The sequence below is a fragment of the Cupriavidus sp. 05N39 genome (assembly GCF_056397325.1).
In genome coordinates this window covers 1-14,480 of record NZ_JBFTNE010000043.1, presented here as the reverse complement: position 1 = coordinate 14,480, position 14,480 = coordinate 1, and the positions used below count along the sequence as shown (strand labels likewise).

General features: G+C 67.1%; 13 protein-coding genes. 5 read left to right on the top strand and 8 right to left on the bottom strand.

The window, feature by feature from the left end:
* Window positions 1-21 precede the first annotated feature (21 nt).
* The 5 genes from AC1DN0_RS21185 to araD all read right to left on the bottom strand — a co-directional run bounded on the left by AC1DN0_RS21185 (window position 22) and on the right by araD (window position 5,787).
* The gene (locus AC1DN0_RS21185; protein WP_441625811.1) at window positions 22-1,017 is read right to left on the bottom strand and encodes a Bug family tripartite tricarboxylate transporter substrate binding protein; all 996 of its coding nucleotides are present in this window, start codon (window positions 1,015-1,017) and stop codon (window positions 22-24) included.
* A gap of 82 nt (window positions 1,018-1,099) precedes the next feature.
* Window positions 1,100-2,089, bottom strand: coding sequence for a tripartite tricarboxylate transporter substrate binding protein (locus tag AC1DN0_RS21180; protein WP_477111137.1), 990 nt, complete (start codon window positions 2,087-2,089; stop codon window positions 1,100-1,102).
* Window positions 2,090-2,195: 106 nt separating this feature from the next.
* The gene (locus AC1DN0_RS21175; protein ID WP_477145973.1) at window positions 2,196-3,200 is read right to left on the bottom strand and encodes a Bug family tripartite tricarboxylate transporter substrate binding protein; all 1,005 of its coding nucleotides are present in this window, start codon (window positions 3,198-3,200) and stop codon (window positions 2,196-2,198) included.
* Between the two features lie 85 nt (window positions 3,201-3,285).
* Complete coding sequence (locus tag AC1DN0_RS21170; protein ID WP_441625806.1) at window positions 3,286-4,014, bottom strand: ribonuclease activity regulator RraA; 729 nt, start codon at window positions 4,012-4,014, stop codon at window positions 3,286-3,288.
* Window positions 4,015-4,047: 33 nt separating this feature from the next.
* Window positions 4,048-5,787, bottom strand: coding sequence for an L-arabinonate dehydratase (gene araD / locus AC1DN0_RS21165; protein WP_441625804.1), 1,740 nt, complete (start codon window positions 5,785-5,787; stop codon window positions 4,048-4,050).
* A 195-nt stretch (window positions 5,788-5,982) separates the two neighbouring features.
* On the opposite strand from araD, the gene AC1DN0_RS21160 reads away from it, so the two are divergent.
* The gene (locus AC1DN0_RS21160) at window positions 5,983-6,684 is read left to right on the top strand and encodes a GntR family transcriptional regulator (RefSeq protein WP_441625802.1); all 702 of its coding nucleotides are present in this window, start codon (window positions 5,983-5,985) and stop codon (window positions 6,682-6,684) included.
* Between the two features lie 68 nt (window positions 6,685-6,752).
* Here the strand turns inward: AC1DN0_RS21160 and AC1DN0_RS21155 are convergent, their stop codons facing one another.
* The 3 genes from AC1DN0_RS21155 to AC1DN0_RS21145 all read right to left on the bottom strand — a co-directional run bounded on the left by AC1DN0_RS21155 (window position 6,753) and on the right by AC1DN0_RS21145 (window position 9,258).
* Entirely contained in the window at window positions 6,753-7,826 is a 1,074-nt protein-coding gene (locus AC1DN0_RS21155; protein ID WP_441625800.1) for an alpha/beta fold hydrolase, read from the bottom strand.
* A gap of 278 nt (window positions 7,827-8,104) precedes the next feature.
* Window positions 8,105-8,650: a copper resistance protein CopQ gene (locus AC1DN0_RS21150; protein WP_477111138.1), complete on the bottom strand. Its 546-nt coding sequence runs from the start codon at window positions 8,648-8,650 to the stop codon at window positions 8,105-8,107.
* A 191-nt stretch (window positions 8,651-8,841) separates the two neighbouring features.
* Window positions 8,842-9,258 (bottom strand): hypothetical protein, encoded by a 417-nt coding sequence (locus tag AC1DN0_RS21145; protein WP_441625796.1) that lies wholly within the window; start codon window positions 9,256-9,258, stop codon window positions 8,842-8,844.
* A gap of 633 nt (window positions 9,259-9,891) precedes the next feature.
* Here AC1DN0_RS21145 and AC1DN0_RS21140 point away from each other — a divergent pair.
* The 4 genes from AC1DN0_RS21140 to AC1DN0_RS21125 form a co-directional block, all read left to right on the top strand.
* Window positions 9,892-11,109 (top strand): CaiB/BaiF CoA transferase family protein, encoded by a 1,218-nt coding sequence (locus AC1DN0_RS21140; protein WP_441625794.1) that lies wholly within the window; start codon window positions 9,892-9,894, stop codon window positions 11,107-11,109.
* Between the two features lie 15 nt (window positions 11,110-11,124).
* The gene (locus AC1DN0_RS21135) at window positions 11,125-12,957 is read left to right on the top strand and encodes an acyclic terpene utilization AtuA family protein (protein WP_477145972.1); all 1,833 of its coding nucleotides are present in this window, start codon (window positions 11,125-11,127) and stop codon (window positions 12,955-12,957) included.
* On the top strand, window positions 12,954-13,781 hold the full coding sequence (locus AC1DN0_RS21130) for a GntR family transcriptional regulator (protein ID WP_441625790.1): 828 nt from the start codon (window positions 12,954-12,956) through the stop codon (window positions 13,779-13,781). Before AC1DN0_RS21135 ends, AC1DN0_RS21130 begins: the two co-directional genes overlap by 4 nt.
* 75 nt (window positions 13,782-13,856) lie before the next feature.
* Window positions 13,857-14,480 (top strand): Bug family tripartite tricarboxylate transporter substrate binding protein (locus AC1DN0_RS21125; RefSeq protein ID WP_477145971.1); only part of this gene is annotated, 624 nt, incomplete at its 3' end.

The window sequence follows — 14,480 nt, the reverse complement described above, 5'->3', positions numbered from 1 at the left end:
GATTGCGCGAGGCTGGCGATGTCAGTCCGCGCTGAGTTTGTTGTCCAGGATGATCCTGGCGTAGCGCTTGCGATCGGTGGCGATCAGGTCCGCGAACTGGGCCGGCGTGCCGCCGACGGGAATGGCGCCCTGTGCAATCAGCTGTTCGCGCACGGCGGGCATCGCCACCACTTCCTTGACGCCGGCGGCGATCTTGTCGACGATTTCCCTGGGCGTGCCCGCCGGAGCCAGCAGGCCGACCCACGATCCCGATTCGGCGCCGGCAATACCGGCTTCCGCCAGGGTCGGCACGTCCGGCAGCGCGGGGGAGCGGACCTTGCTGGTCACGGCCAGCGCGCGCAGCTTGCCCGATTTCACATGGCCGGCGGTTTCCAGGATGGAGGCGAACAGCATGTCGACATTGCCCGCCATCAGGTCGCTCATGGCGGCGCCGCCGCCCTTGTAGGGCACGTGCAGCAGATCGATGCCGGTGGCAGCCTTGAAGATCTCCGCCGACAAATGCGGCGAGCCGCCGCTGCCCGAGCTGGCGTAGGTCAGCTTGCCGGGCTGCGCCTTGGCCAGCGCCACCAGTTCTTTCGGCGTCCTGGCCGGCAGCTTGGGCGTGACGACCAGCGCGAACGGCAGCTCCGCCATCAGGCTCACCGGCACGAAGGCGGCCGGGTTGTAGCTGAGCTTCTTGTAGAGCGTGGGATTGATGGATTGCGTGCCGACATTGCCCGCGACCAGCGTGTAGCCATCCGGCCTGGCGCGGGACACGATGTCCAGCCCGACGTTGCCGGCCGCGCCGGGCCGGTTGTCCACCAGCACCGGCTGGCCCCACAGTTGCGACAGCCGCAGCGCTACCAGGCGGGTGCCCACATCGGTGCCGCCGCCAGGGGCGAACGGCAGGATGATGGTCACGGGCTTGGCCGGCCAGGCCACGCCGGGCTGGGCGTGCGCGGCGGGCAGCCACGCGCCGATAGCCAGGGCGATGAGTGCCGCGCGACGGCGCGGTTTCAGGGGGGTGAGCAAGCGCATGTTCTGTCTCCAGGAGTACTGCTTGAGTGCCGGGTGCGATGGCCCGGCGGCATGTGTGGGGTAGCGGCTGCCGGCGCGCCGCTCATTCGGGCTGGATGCCGGCGTCCTTGGCAACCTTGGCCCACTTGCCCATTTCCACCTCAAGGAAACTGGCGAATTGCGCGGGGGTGCCGCCCGCGGGTTCGATGCCGGCGTTCTGCAGGCGCTCGCGCACATCGGGCGATGCGAGCGCTTTGTTGATCTCCGCGTTGAGCTTGTCCACCACCGCCCTGGGCGTACCGGCCGGCGCGAGCACGCCGCCCCAGGTGCTGGTTTCATAGCCGGGCAGGCCGGCTTCCGCCATGGTCGGGACCTGCGGCGCGGTCGACGAGCGCCTGGCCGTGGTCACGGCGAGCGGGCGCACCTTGCCCCCCTTGACCTGCGGGCCGATCGCGGCAACCGTGTCGAACATCAGCGACACGCGGCCGCTGGTCAGGTCCGGATGCGCCAGCGTGCTGCCCTTGTAGGGAATGTGGACCATGTCGATGCCGGCCATGCTCTTGAACAGCTCGCCCGAGAAGTGCGGCGCGCCGCCCGAGCCGCTGGACGCGAACGACAGCTTGCCCGGGTTGGCCTTGCCATAGGCGATCAGTTCCTTGACGGATTTCACCGGCAGGGAAGGGGACACCACCAGCATCAGCGGCACCACGTGGGTCAGCACCACCGGCTCGAAACTCTTGATGGTGTCGAAGGGCAGCTTCTTCACCATGCTCGGATTGATCGCGTGGCTGCTGGCCACCAGCGCCAGCATGTAGCCATCCGGCGGGCTCTTGGCGACCAGGTCGGTGCCGATGATGCCGGTGGCGCCGGGGCGGTTGTCCACCACCACCGGCTGGCCCCAGGCCTCGGTCATCTTCTGGCCCACCAGCCTTGCCACAAGGTCGATGGCGCCGCCGGGTGAGGCGGGCACGACGATGGTGATGCTCTTGGCGGGGTAGGCTGCGTCGGCGGCGTGGGCGCCAGGCGTGGCGAGGGCCAGGGCGGCGGCGATGCCGGCCAGCGCCTGGACGATGGGTTTGGTGTTGATGTGCATGTCGTCTCCTGCGCGATTCAGTTCGCGCTTATTGGTTTTGTTCAGTGAGTAGTTCCCGGCGCTAACGTGATCAACTACGCAATCGATTACGCAATCGATTACGCGATCAATTCGCCGTTGCGCCCGACTTCTTCACCAGCTCCGCCCAGCGCGGAATCTCCTTGCCCATGAAGGCCGCCAGTTCGGCAGGGCTGCTGCCCACCACTTCCATGCCAAGCTGCTGCGTCATCCGTTGCTGCACGGCGGGCTGCTTCAGCGCGCGCACCACTTCGGCGTTCAGCCGCTGCACCACGTCCTTCGGCGTGCCGCGCGGCGCGTAGAGAGCCTGCCACGACACCATTTCAAAGCCCGGCACGCCGGCCTCCGCCATGGTCGGCACATCGGGGGCCAGCGCCGAGCGCTTGGGCGAGGTCACGGCCAGCGCGCGCAGCTTGCCGGCCTTGATCATCGCGTCGCCCGCCGTCAGCTGATCGAAGAGAAAGGGGAYGAGGCCGGCAGCCACGTCCTGTATCGCCTGCGGGCTGCCTTTGTAGGGCACGTGGGTCATCGGCACCTTGATCATGTCGGCGAACAGCTCGCCGGCCAGGTGGGTCGAGGTACCCGCGCCGGAAGATGCGAAGCTCAGGCCCGGATGCTGCTTCGCATAGGCGATCAGTTCCTTCACGTTATGGATCGGCAGCTTGGCATCGACCATCAGCACATTTGGCACGTAGGCGATCAGGCAGACCGGCTCGAAATCCTTCACCGGGTCGTAGGTGAGGTTCTTGTACAGGCTGGCATTGATGGCATGCGTGCTGATGGTGCCGCCGAACAGCGTGTAGCCATCCGCCTTCGCGCGCGCAACGTAGCCCGCGCCCACCGCGCCGGCCGCGCCGGGGCGGTTCTCGACCACGACCGGCTGGCCCAGCGACTTCGAGATTTCCTGCCCGATGGTGCGGGCGACGATGTCGGTCGAGCCTCCCGCCGCGAACGGCACTACCCAGGTGACCGGGCGCGACGGCCATTTGTCCTGGGCGTGGGCGCCCGCGCCGAAGAGCCCGATGGCGCCGGCGGTAGCCAGCATGCCGAGGGCGGCAACGTGGCGCAGCGCGCCTCGCTTACTGTGATTCATCTTGTCTCCATCCGTGGCGGCCTCGCCCCGCGGTTCGGGGCCGGCTGTCTCATGTGCTGGTTTGCGCTGCGCGCAAGGTGAGTGCTCAGCGGCCCGTGGCCTGCCGCCATGCGGCGAAGTCCAGCCGGCTTTGCTCCTGGGTCGGCGGATACAAGCCGATGATCGAGCGGCCCTTCATCACTTCCTCCGTGACGAAGTCCTCGAAGGCGGTCATCTCCACGGCTTCCGCCGCGATGTCTTCGGCCAGGTGCCGCGGGATGACGATCACGCCTTCCGCATCGCCAACCACCACGTCGCCGGGGAACACCGCGACGTCGCCGCAGCCGATCGGCCCGTTGATCTCGATCGCCTGGTGCAGCGTCAGGTTGGTGGGGGCGGAAGGGCGGTGGTGATAGGCCGGCATGGCGAGCCGGGCAATCTCCGGCGAATCGCGAAAGCCGCCGTCGGTGACGATGCCGGCCGCGCCGCGCTGCATCAGGCGGGTGATCAGGATCGAGCCGGCGGAGGCGGCGCGCGCGTCCTTGCGGCTGTCGATCACCAGCACCGCGCCCGGCGGGCATTGTTCTACCGCTTGCCGCTGCGGGTGGTTCGGGTCCTGGAACACCGTGATCGGGTTCAGGTCTTCCCGCGCCGGGATATAGCGCAGCGTAAAGGCCTCGCCGACCATATTGCCGCGCTCGGGATTGAGCGGATGCACGTCCTGGATGAACTGGTTGCGCAGGCCGCGCTTGAACAGCGCGGTGCACAGGGTGGCCGTGCTGACGGTCTTGAGCTGGTCGATGATTGGCTGGCTGAGCTTGCTGGCTTGGGTCATGGCGGGTCCGGAGTCGGTGAGCGGATTCGGTGATCAGTAGATGCTGGGCTCGCCCGTGGGCGCGCCGAAGTCGGTTTGCAGGAAGTCGAAGTCGCAGCCGTCGTTGGCCTGCCGGATGTGCTGGGAGAACATCCAGCCATAGCCACGCCCGAAGCGCGGTGGCGGCGGCGTCCATGCGGCCTTGCGGCGAGCCAGTTCCTCGTCGGACACTTCCAGGTGGATGCTGCGGCGGTCGATGTCGACCGAGATCATGTCGCCGGTGCGCACCAGCGCGAACGGGCCGCCGATATAGGACTCGGGCGAGACATGCAGGATGCAGGCGCCGTAGCTGGTGCCGCTCATGCGCGCATCCGACATGCGCAGCATGTCCCGCACGCCTTGTTTCACCAGTTTCTTGGGGATGGGCAGCATGCCCCATTCCGGCATGCCGGGGCCGCCTTGCGGGCCGGCGTTGCGCAGGATCAGGATGTGGTCGGCGGTGACGTCGAGGTCGTCGCGCTCCACCGCTTCCTTCATCGACGGATAGTCGTCGAACACCAGCGCAGGGCCAGTGTGTTTGAAGAAGCGTTTCTCGCAGGCGCTGGGCTTGATCACGCAGCCGTCCGGCGCGATATTGCCCTTGAGCACGGCCAGCGCGCCTTCCTGGTAGAGCGCGTTTTCCGGGGTGCGGATCACGTCGTCGTTGTAGACCTCCGCGCCCGCGATGTTCTCGCCCAGGGTGCGGCCGGTGACGGTCATGGCATCCAGGTGGAGTTTGTCGCCGATGCGGTTCATCAGCGCCGGCAGGCCGCCCGCGTAGAAGAAATCCTCCATCAGATACTTGTCGCCGCTGGGCCGGATATTGGCGATCACCGGCACGCGCCGGCTGGCCGCGTCGAAATCTCCCAGCCCGATGTCGTGCCCGGCGCGGCGCGCCATCGCGATCACGTGGATGATGGCGTTGGTGGAGCAGCCCATCGCCATGGCCACCGCAATCGCGTTCTCAAAAGAGGCGCGTGTCTGGATCCGTTGCGGGGTGAGGTCCTCCCACACCATGTCCACGATGCGCCGTCCGGCTTCGGAGCACATGCGGATGTGATTGGCGTCGGCGGCCGGGATGGACGAGGCGCCCGGCAGCGTCATGCCAATGGCCTCGGCAATCGCCGTCATGGTGCTGGCGGTGCCCATCGTCATGCAAGTGCCGTGGCTGCGGGCGATGCCGCCCTCGATGCCGATCCACTCGGTCTTGCTGATATTGCCGGCGCGGCGCTCGTCCCAGAATTTCCAGGCGTCCGAACCGGAGCCCAGCACGTTGCCCTTCCAGTTGCCGCGCAGCATCGGGCCGGCCGGCACATAGATGGCCGGCACGCCCGCGCTCGACGCCCCCATCAGCAAGCCGGGCGTGGTCTTGTCGCAGCCGCCCATCAGGACCGCGCCGTCGATGGGATGGGAGCGGATCAGCTCCTCCGCCTCCATCGCCAGCATGTTCCGGTACAGCATGGTGGTCGGCTTGACCGCGCTCTCCGACAGGGAGATGGCGGGCAACTCGATGGGGAAGCCGCCGGCCTGCAGGATGCCGCGCTTGACGTCGTCGACGCGCTGCTTGAAATGGGAGTGGCAGGGGTTGATGTCGGACCACGTGTTGATGATCGCGATGATCGGGCGGTCCAGCCATTCGTCGGGCGAGTAGCCCATCTGCATGATGCGCGAGCGGTGCCCGGAGGAGCGCAGGTCGTCGGGAGCAAACCAGCGCGCGCTGCGCAGCGTTTCGGGCGTCTTCTTTCGGGACGTCATTGTCTCTTCCATGGGTGTTGTCATCGGGATCGCCCTCCCTTGGAGGTACGACAACTGATCTCATGTGAGCCATTAAAGCACTAATATATTAGTGTGTCAAACGGGAAAACTTTCTATTAGAATGCCTGCAGGGGACGCGAAGCAGCGTCCTTATGCGCGATAAGGCGCATCAATGTCCTGAAACCAGACCACCAGATGGAAGCCACCCTGTCCCCTCCCCAGATGCATTTCCAGTTCGACCGCACCCGGCACGCCGCGCCGCAGGTGTTCGAGCATATGCGGGACATGATCATCTCGATGACGCTGACCCCCGGCACGGTGCTGTCGCGTACCGAGCTGGCCGCGCAATACGGCATCAGCCAGACGCCGGTGCGCGATGCACTGATGCGGCTGAGCGAGGAAGGGCTGGTCGATATCTTCCCGCAGCACGCCACCGTGGTCAGCCCCATCAGTGTTGCCCTGGCGCAGCAAGCGCATTTCCTGCGGCGTTCGGTGGAAGTGGAAATCGTGCGCACCCTGGCGCAAGAACCCGACCCGGCGCTGGTCGAGCGGCTGCGCCTGAGCGTGGCACGGCAGCAGGCGATGCTCGCGGCGCAGGATTTCGCCGAGTTCTCCCTGTTCGACCAGGCTTTCCACCGCCAGATGTACGAAGCCGCGCGGGTGCCGGACCTGTGGATGCTGGTGCGCCGCCAGAGCGGCCACCTGGATCGGCTGCGCCGCTTGCACCTGCCGATCGCCGGCAAGGCGAACGCCGTGGTGGCGGATCACACCGCCATTGTCGATGCGATCGCCAGGGGCGACGCCGACGAGGCACAGGCCAGCCTGCGCCGGCACCTGTCCGGCACGCTCGCCAATCTTGACGAGATCCGTGCACGCTTCGGCAGCTATCTCGAGTAGATCGGTTTGCCGGATCGCCATGCCGGAACGCATGGCTCGCGCATCCGCATAACCCGCCGGAGGCCACGCTATGCGCCTAGCTGGCCAAAGCCCGACGTGCGGGCCAGCACGATCGCCTGCGCGCGATTTTCCACTTCAAGCTTGGAGAACACACTGGTGATGTGGTTGCGCACCGTCTTCTCGCTCAGGCCAAGATGCGCCGCGATCTGCGCATTGTCGCGGCCTTGCGCGATCAGCTCCACGATGTCCCGCTCGCGCCGGGTCAGCACGGTGAAGACAAGGTCCGCGCTGGGCGGGGTAGCGGGCAGGAACGCATGCACCTCGTCGAGCCAGCGTTGCCATGCCGGCTCGGTTTCCAGCAGCAGGTGGTTATCGCTTTCGAGCGGGACGAAGTGCGCGCCGGGAATCAGGCTGGCAATCAGCCGGCCCTCGTCGAAGGGCACGCGCGCATCGCGCACGGCGTGCAGCACCAGGGTGGGGCAGGATACCTGGCTTAGTTGGGACACCACATCGATTTCATTGAAGATGCGCATAAAGCGCGCCGCGTTGGCGGGCGAGGTCGACACGCGCTCCAGTTCGTTGAACCAGCGATGCTGCTCGGCGCTGCCGCCGGGGATGAACTGCGTCGTGAAGAACTGGCGGAAGGCGGGGTTCTCCTGGCCCCAGCCGATCTCGGCGAGCCGGTTCATCAGCTCGGCCTCTTCCCGCAGGCGAAGGTCGAGCGCCCGCTTGAGCCTGCCGCGCGCATAGCCGCCATGCAGGATCAGGTGGCTGACCCGCCCGGGATGCGCCACCGCGTAGGCGACCGCGATCGATGCGCCTTGCGAGATGCCCAGCAGCGGGAAGTGATCGACGCCGGTGGCTTCGACAATGGTCTCCAGGTCCTGCAGCCAAGCGTCGAAAGACAACTCGACATCGCGGTCGGACAAGCCGCAGCCGCGCTCGTCATAGCGCACCAGCGTGTGGCAATGCGATAGTTCGTTGAGAAGGTGGCTCCACACAGGGCTCTCGACATCGAACTCCAGGTGGCTCATCCAGTTCGCCGCCTTGACCAGCGGCGGTCCCTGGCCGCTGATGGCGTAAGCGAGGCGCACGCCATCCGGGCTGGTGCAAAGGCGAATCTGTTGCTTGCGCGTGGGCATGGGCGTTCACGCGGGCGGGAGTAGCCGGCGCGACAGGCCAAAGCACGGCTGCCGCGTACGGTGCACCGCGTGCTTCACCTAGCTTAGCAAAGGAAATCCTGCGTGAAGGTACCGTGGGTACCGTGTTTGCCGGCAGGTGCCGGGCACGCCTTTTCCACCGGTGGTGTCATGCGCAGCTTGATGCCTTGGGGCTTTGGGGGCCACGCATGACGTCCACTCCTTGTTGCGAGCCGGCCTTGTCGCCAGCGCTTATCTCGGGCTATGGCGATGGTGCGCCGTCATGCCGTGCCCATGGGTTGCAGGGCGGACAGGCATTCCGTGCCGCTAGCATACGGATCGGCCTGGCCGGTGCGCGCACCGTCGCTGAATGCGTCGCGCGGACCGCTGCGCCCGCCATCGGAGTAGGGGTCGCGAGGCCCGCTGCGCATGCCGTCCTGGTAGGGATCGAAGGGGCGGGACGCGCACGCTGAAAATCCCTGGCGGCCGAGCGTTGCCAGGGGAGTGCCCCCGGCTTGTCCGGAGCGTGCCCCGTCGGTGAAGGCGTCTCGCTGGCCCATGCGCGCCCCGTCGGTGAAGGCGTCTCGCTGGCCCATGCGTGCCCCGTCGGTGAAGGCGTCTCGCTGGCCCATGCGCGCCCCGTCGGTAAAGGCGTCTCGCTGGCTGGTGTGCGCGGGTGCGGTGCCCGGAGCCAGGTCACGCACGCCCGCGTTGGCCTGGGCTGTGGTGAGAAGGCCGGCAGCCAACGCGGCACCGGTGAGCAGGGTCTTGGCAAGATACATATGCATATCGGTCTCCATCAGGCGTGCCGGTCCTGGCGTTGCCATATCCGGCAAGTCCTTCCTATGGGCAATCTCCTCGGTGGCACCTGGCTGCACGTGACCGCCCTGACCGTGCAACGGCGATATGCGCGAGGTGAACCGGCAGCCATCCCATCCCTGGCTCGGCGCGCTGCGCATGACAGATTCCCATGTTCCTTTCCGCTTTCCTTTTGCCTCCTCGCTTGTCCCGGGCAGCCTCAGTGCAGGCAGGCCAGGAGCAGGACAAGCCGCTGCGCGTACCCCGTGCCGATGCCGGGCAACGCATCCGCGCGTGCCTTGACGTCGTGCCACAGGGCCTGCGCGGCCAGGGGCCACGGCGCCGGCTCCACCGCTGCCTGCCCGCGCAGGGAACGCGCCAGCGACAGCGCCCGGCCCAGGTCCCGAACCGGCATGTCATGGTCGCGGACCACCCGGCTCGCCGCCGCGAGCAGCGTGTCCCACGTGCCGGCCTCGCAGTACAGCGCATAGAACACCAGGACAGTTCCGCCAAGCACGAGCGATGCGGCGGCCGCGCCATCTGCCGTCAGGCCGCCCGGCAGGCGCACAGACAGCCGGGCGTGCGCCGTGCAGTGGGTGTATGGCCGGTGGGCGTCCCGAAACCGCAAGTGATCCATGACTCCGACTCCTCCTTCAACGGCATCGCACGGTGCGGCGGTGCAAGCGTAAGGCGAGCAGGTATTGTCGGCCGCGGATCGTGCGCAAACCATGAGGCGAGAGTCCCGGTCAGGGTCCAAAGGGGCCGGGCGCGGTCCCGGAGGCCGGGGCAGGAGTCCCGGGCGCGCGCGCGAGGGAGAGCGGAAGCGAAAAAGAAGGGAAGAAAAGCGGAAAAAAGGAAGCGTGAATGTTCTACCGTCGAACACCGCAAGGGTGGGTGCCGGCGTCGCAGCCACGAATATGCCACAAATTCTTCAAGTTGCTGAAACATTAGGCAGTCCGAACGGATTGGCGGCAGCATGCCGGTTAGCGGGAAGCGAACCCCCTGTTATCCACAGTATTTGTGGATAACACGACCCAAAAAAAGGCGGGTTCCAGCACAGGGCTGATTGTGTTGTCAAGCATCTAGAGGCTTTCCTCGGTTGGCTGCCCTGGGTGCCTTTGCGTCAATGATCGGGCGGCATTGCATGGCATCCATCGGGCCGCCGTTGCGGTCGCCGTCATGGTCGGCGCACCCACTTCGTCCTTGTCCGGTCCATTGTCTTACCCTATAGTTCTATTAATAGAACTAATACGGCAGCTTGGAGGAGACGATGGCAATGACGGCAGGCGCCCTGTCCGGGGTCAAGGTGGTGGACATCACGGCGGTTTTCATGGGCCCCTCGGCCACCCAGATGCTGGGCGACCTGGGCGCCGATGTGATCAAGGTGGAGCCGCCCGAGGGCGATGTCACGCGCGGCATCGGGCCTTGCGGCGACGAGAAGATGGGGCCGCTCTACCTGGGCCTGAACCGCAACAAGCGCGGCATCGTGCTGGACCTGAAATCGGCGGACGGGCGTGAAGCCTTGCTGCGGTTGGTGAAGGACGCCGATGTGCTGGCCTATAACGTCCGGCCGCAGGCCATGCAGCGGCTGGGGCTGGACTATGAAACCCTGTCGGCGCTGAATCCGCGCCTGGTCTATGTCGGCATGTTCGGCTTTTCGCAACGCGGGCGCTACGCGCCGCAGGCCGCCTTCGACGACCTGATCCAGGCCGCCAGCGGCTTGCCGCAGGCGGTGGCGATGGGCAGCGGCGACATCCCGCGCTATCTCCCGATCACCATCGCCGACCGCTCGGTGGGCCTCTACGCCTTCGGGGTGATCTGCGCCGCGCTCTATGCGCAGGCTCGCACGGGCAAGGGCCAGCGCGTGGATGTACCGATGTTCGAGACCATGGTGCCCTATGTGCTGGGCGACCACCTGTACGGCGAGACTTTCGTGCCGGCCAGGGGCGGCTTCGGCTATCCGCGCCTGTTGTCGCCGGAGCGGCGGCCGTACCGGACGCGCGACGGCCATGTGTGCTGCCTGATCTACCACGACCATCACTGGCGCACCTTCCTCAAGGCGATCGGCAAGGCGGAGTTGTTCGAAGCCGATCCCCGTTTCGCCAGTATCACCACGCGCACGGCGCACATCACCGAGCTCTACGCGATGGTCAGCGACGAGATGGTGAAACGGACTACGGAGGAGTGGCGCGCGTTGCTAAAGGAAGCCGATATCCCGGTGTTCCCCATGCACACGTTCGAGACGCTGCTCGACGATCCGCATCTGCGCGATATCGGCTTCTTCCGCGAGACGGACCACCCCGGCGTCGGCCGCATCCGGGAGATGGCGGTGCCGAGCGAGTGGTCGGGCACGCCGCCTGTCAACCAGCGCCACGCGCCGGGGCTGGGGGAGCATAGCCGCGAGGTGTTGCGCGAGGCCGGCTATGACGATGCGGAGATCGACAGGATGATGGCTGCGGGTGCGACGCGCGGACCGGTGAAGGCATAGGTGGAGACAGAGAGCATGCGTGCAAACGTGAACGTAAAAGACGACAGCAGCGCCAGGACGGTCCGCATCGGCGGCGCCTCCGGCTTCTGGGGCGACAGCAGCGTGGGCGCACCGCAACTGGTGCGCCAGGGCGGGATCGATTACCTGGTGTTCGACTATCTCGCCGAACTCACCATGTYGGTTCTCGCGGCAGCGCGCCTGCGCAAGCCGGAACTCGGCTACGCCACCGATTTCGTGACGGTGACGATGAAAAGCCTGCTCGGGGAAATCGTCGACCGCAATATCCGCGTGGTCAGCAACGCCGGCGGCATCAACCCGCAAGGCTGCGCGCAGGCGCTGGCCGCCATCGCCGCCGAGCAAGGCATCGCCGTGCGCATAGCGGTGGTGGAGGGGGACGATGTCATGCCGCTGCTGCCAGCTTTGCGCGAAGCCGGCGTGCAGGACATGGATGCGCAAAATGGCAGGCCCCTGCCGGAGAAACTGCTGAGCGCCAACGCCTATCTCGGCGCGCTGCCGATCCGGCAGGCGCTGGACCAGGGCGCGCAGATCGTCATTACCGGCCGCTGCGTCGACAGCGCGGTCACGCTCGGCGTGTTGATGCACGAGTTCGGCTGGCGGGCGGACGACTACGGCCATCTCGCGCAGGGCAGCCTGGCCGGCCATATCATCGAGTGCGGCTGCCAGGCCACCGGCGGGCTGCATACCGATTGGGAGAGCGTGCCGGACTGGCCCAACATCGGCTATCCGGTCGTGGAATGCCGCGCCGACGGCAGCTTCCTCGTTGGCAAGCCGCCCGGCACCGGCGGGCTGGTCAGCACCGCCACGGTCGGTGAGCAGATCCTCTATGAAATCGGCGACCCCGCCGCTTACCTGTTGCCCGACGTGACCTGCGATTTCACGCAGGTCACGCTGGCGCAGGCCGGTCCCGGCCTGGTGGAAGTGCGCGGCGCGCGTGGCCGCGCCCCCACCGGTACCTACAAAGTGTCGGCAACCTATGCCGACGGGTTTCGCTGCAATGCGCAGCTCACCATCGTCGGGTTCGACGCGGTGGCCAAGGCCGAGCGTACCGCGCAGGCCATCCTCGCGCGCACGCGCCGGCTGTTTGCCGAACACGGCTGGGCCGACTACACCCGCACGCATATCGACGTGCTGGGCGCGGAGTCCTGTTTCGGCCCGCACGCGCAGACGCGCCACACCCGCGAGGCGATCATGCGGCTGGCGGTCATGCATCCCGAGAAGGCCGCCCTGGAACTGTTCGCCCGCGAGATATCGGCTGCGGGAACGAGCTGGTCTCCGGGCACCACCGGGTCCGGCAGTGGCCGGCCCAGCCCGTCGCCGTCGATCCGGCAGTACGCCTTCCTGCTCGACAAGGACGCGCTGGCGCCCACGGTGCTGATGGACGGGGAGCGCACGCCAGTGGCGATGCCGCCGGCGCGAGCGCGCGCGGCAGGGGACGCCGCGCTGCCACCGCGCTCCACGGCGTCCGAATCCGCGCCCGGCCATCCCGGCGGCGACCTCGTCGAAGTCCCGCTGATCCGCCTTGCCTATGGCCGCAGCGGCGACAAGGGCGATATCTCCAACATCGGCCTGATCGCCCGCCGGCCGGAGTACCTGCCGCTGCTGCGCGCCGAGGTGACCACGGCGCGCGTGGCGCAGTGGCTCGGCCACCTGGTGAAGGGCCCGGTCACGCGCTACGACCTGCCGGGCATCGACGCGATCAACCTGGTCTGCGAAGCGGCGCTCGACGGCGGTGGCATGGCTTCGCTGCGCAACGACCCGCTGGGCAAGGGTATGGCGCAGATCCTGCTGGCAATGCCCGTGCGGGTGCCAAGAGGCCTGCTGCCATGAGCGAGGCGAAGCGTACCGCTGCCACCTCACTCACGGATGCCGGGCCGCAAGCGCTGCCCGAAGACGGCACCGGCGGGGTGGCGCGCTATCGGCAACTGGCCAGCGTGCTGCGCCACCGGATCGCGTCCGGCGAATGGCCGGTCGGGCACCAGTTGCCAACGGTCGAGCGGCTGGCGCAGACCTACGGCATCGCCCGCGTCACGGTCAGGCAAGCCTTTGCAGTGCTGGCCGAGGAAGGCCTGGTCAGCAGCCAGCGGGGGCGCGGCACGCATGTGACCGCCTTGCCGCCGGGCCCGAGCGAAGGCATGCGGTCGGTGATCAACGACGAACTCGTCGGCGGCAGCGAACTGGAAATCCGCATCCTGGACAAGCGCAAGGATGTCAGCCTGCCGCCCGGATTGCCCACGCGCGGCGAACCGCTGGACCGCTATGTTCGCCTGCGCAAGCTTCACCTGCACGATGGCGAGCCGTTCTGCCTGATCGAGCTATACGTGGCGGCATCCGTCTTCAGCCAGTTCCCGCGCGGCAGCGAGAAGCATCGCAAGATCGCCAGCCTGCTGCGCGAGGCGGTGGGAGAGCGGCTGGGCATGATGCACCAGACCATGACGGTGGAGCCCGCCGACTACGCGCTGGCGCGCGACCTTGCGTATGGATTCGCCGCGCCCATCGCCAAGATTGTCCGCACCACGCTCGATGTCGACGGCAAGGTGCTGACGGCGGGATGCTTCTGGTATCGCGGCGATCGCTTCATCCTCGACGTGGAATTGCCGGCCCACCTGACCGCGCGCTACCCGGCGCTGGCGGTGCCGGATAGCCGTAGCTGAGGCGCTTTTCATTTCGGGCCAGCCACCCGTGATTCTTACCATCCGACAGATGCCGAAGGCACATGAGGAGACAACATGACTCACCCATTCAAACGGCGGGCGATCGCCCGGTTGCTGCCAATGCTGGTGCTGGCCGCGGGTCCTGCAACCCCGGCGCGTGCGGCGGACGCCGGCGATTATCCCGCCAAGCCAGTGCGCGTGGTCGTCCCGTTCCCGGCCGGAAGCGGCACCGACAGCAGCGCACGCTTCGTGGCCGAAGCCGTTACGGGCCAGACCAGCAAATCCGTCGTGGTGGATAACCGGCCCGGCGCCAACGGCTTTATCGCGRCCCAGGCCGTCGCCACGGCGCCCGCCGATGGCTACACCATGCTCGTGACCACCAACACCACGCACGCGGCAAACGCTTCCCTGTTCAAGAAGCTGCCCTACGATCCGATCAAGGATTTCGCGCCGGTCTCGCTGATCGCCCGCAGCGGACTGGTGCTGGTGGTGCCGCCCGACAGCCCTGTGCACACGGTGGCGGACCTGACCGCGCTGGCCAGGGCAAAGCCGGGCAAGCTCACCTTCGCCAGCGGCAGTTCCTCCACCCGCATCGCCAGCGAGCTATACAAGATGATGGCCGGCGTACAGGCGCTGCACGTGCCGTACAAGGGCGTACCCGTGGCGCTGAYGGACTTGATGGGGCATCAGSTCGATTTC

Coding starts and splice junctions, on each gene's coding strand:
- AC1DN0_RS21130 (WP_441625790.1), top strand. CDS start 12,954: ATGAGCGAGGCGAAGCGTACCGCTGCCACCTCACTCACGGATGCCGGG.
- AC1DN0_RS21185 (WP_441625811.1), bottom strand. CDS start 1,017: ATGCGCTTGCTCACCCCCCTGAAACCGCGCCGTCGCGCGGCACTCATC.
- AC1DN0_RS21150 (WP_477111138.1), bottom strand. CDS start 8,650: ATGGCAACGCCAGGACCGGCACGCCTGATGGAGACCGATATGCATATG.
- AC1DN0_RS21180 (WP_477111137.1), bottom strand. CDS start 2,089: ATGCACATCAACACCAAACCCATCGTCCAGGCGCTGGCCGGCATCGCC.
- AC1DN0_RS21155 (WP_441625800.1), bottom strand. CDS start 7,826: ATGCCCACGCGCAAGCAACAGATTCGCCTTTGCACCAGCCCGGATGGC.
- AC1DN0_RS21170 (WP_441625806.1), bottom strand. CDS start 4,014: ATGACCCAAGCCAGCAAGCTCAGCCAGCCAATCATCGACCAGCTCAAG.
- AC1DN0_RS21145 (WP_441625796.1), bottom strand. CDS start 9,258: ATGGATCACTTGCGGTTTCGGGACGCCCACCGGCCATACACCCACTGC.
- AC1DN0_RS21160 (WP_441625802.1), top strand. CDS start 5,983: ATGGAAGCCACCCTGTCCCCTCCCCAGATGCATTTCCAGTTCGACCGC.
- araD (WP_441625804.1), bottom strand. CDS start 5,787: ATGACGTCCCGAAAGAAGACGCCCGAAACGCTGCGCAGCGCGCGCTGG.
- AC1DN0_RS21140 (WP_441625794.1), top strand. CDS start 9,892: ATGGCAATGACGGCAGGCGCCCTGTCCGGGGTCAAGGTGGTGGACATC.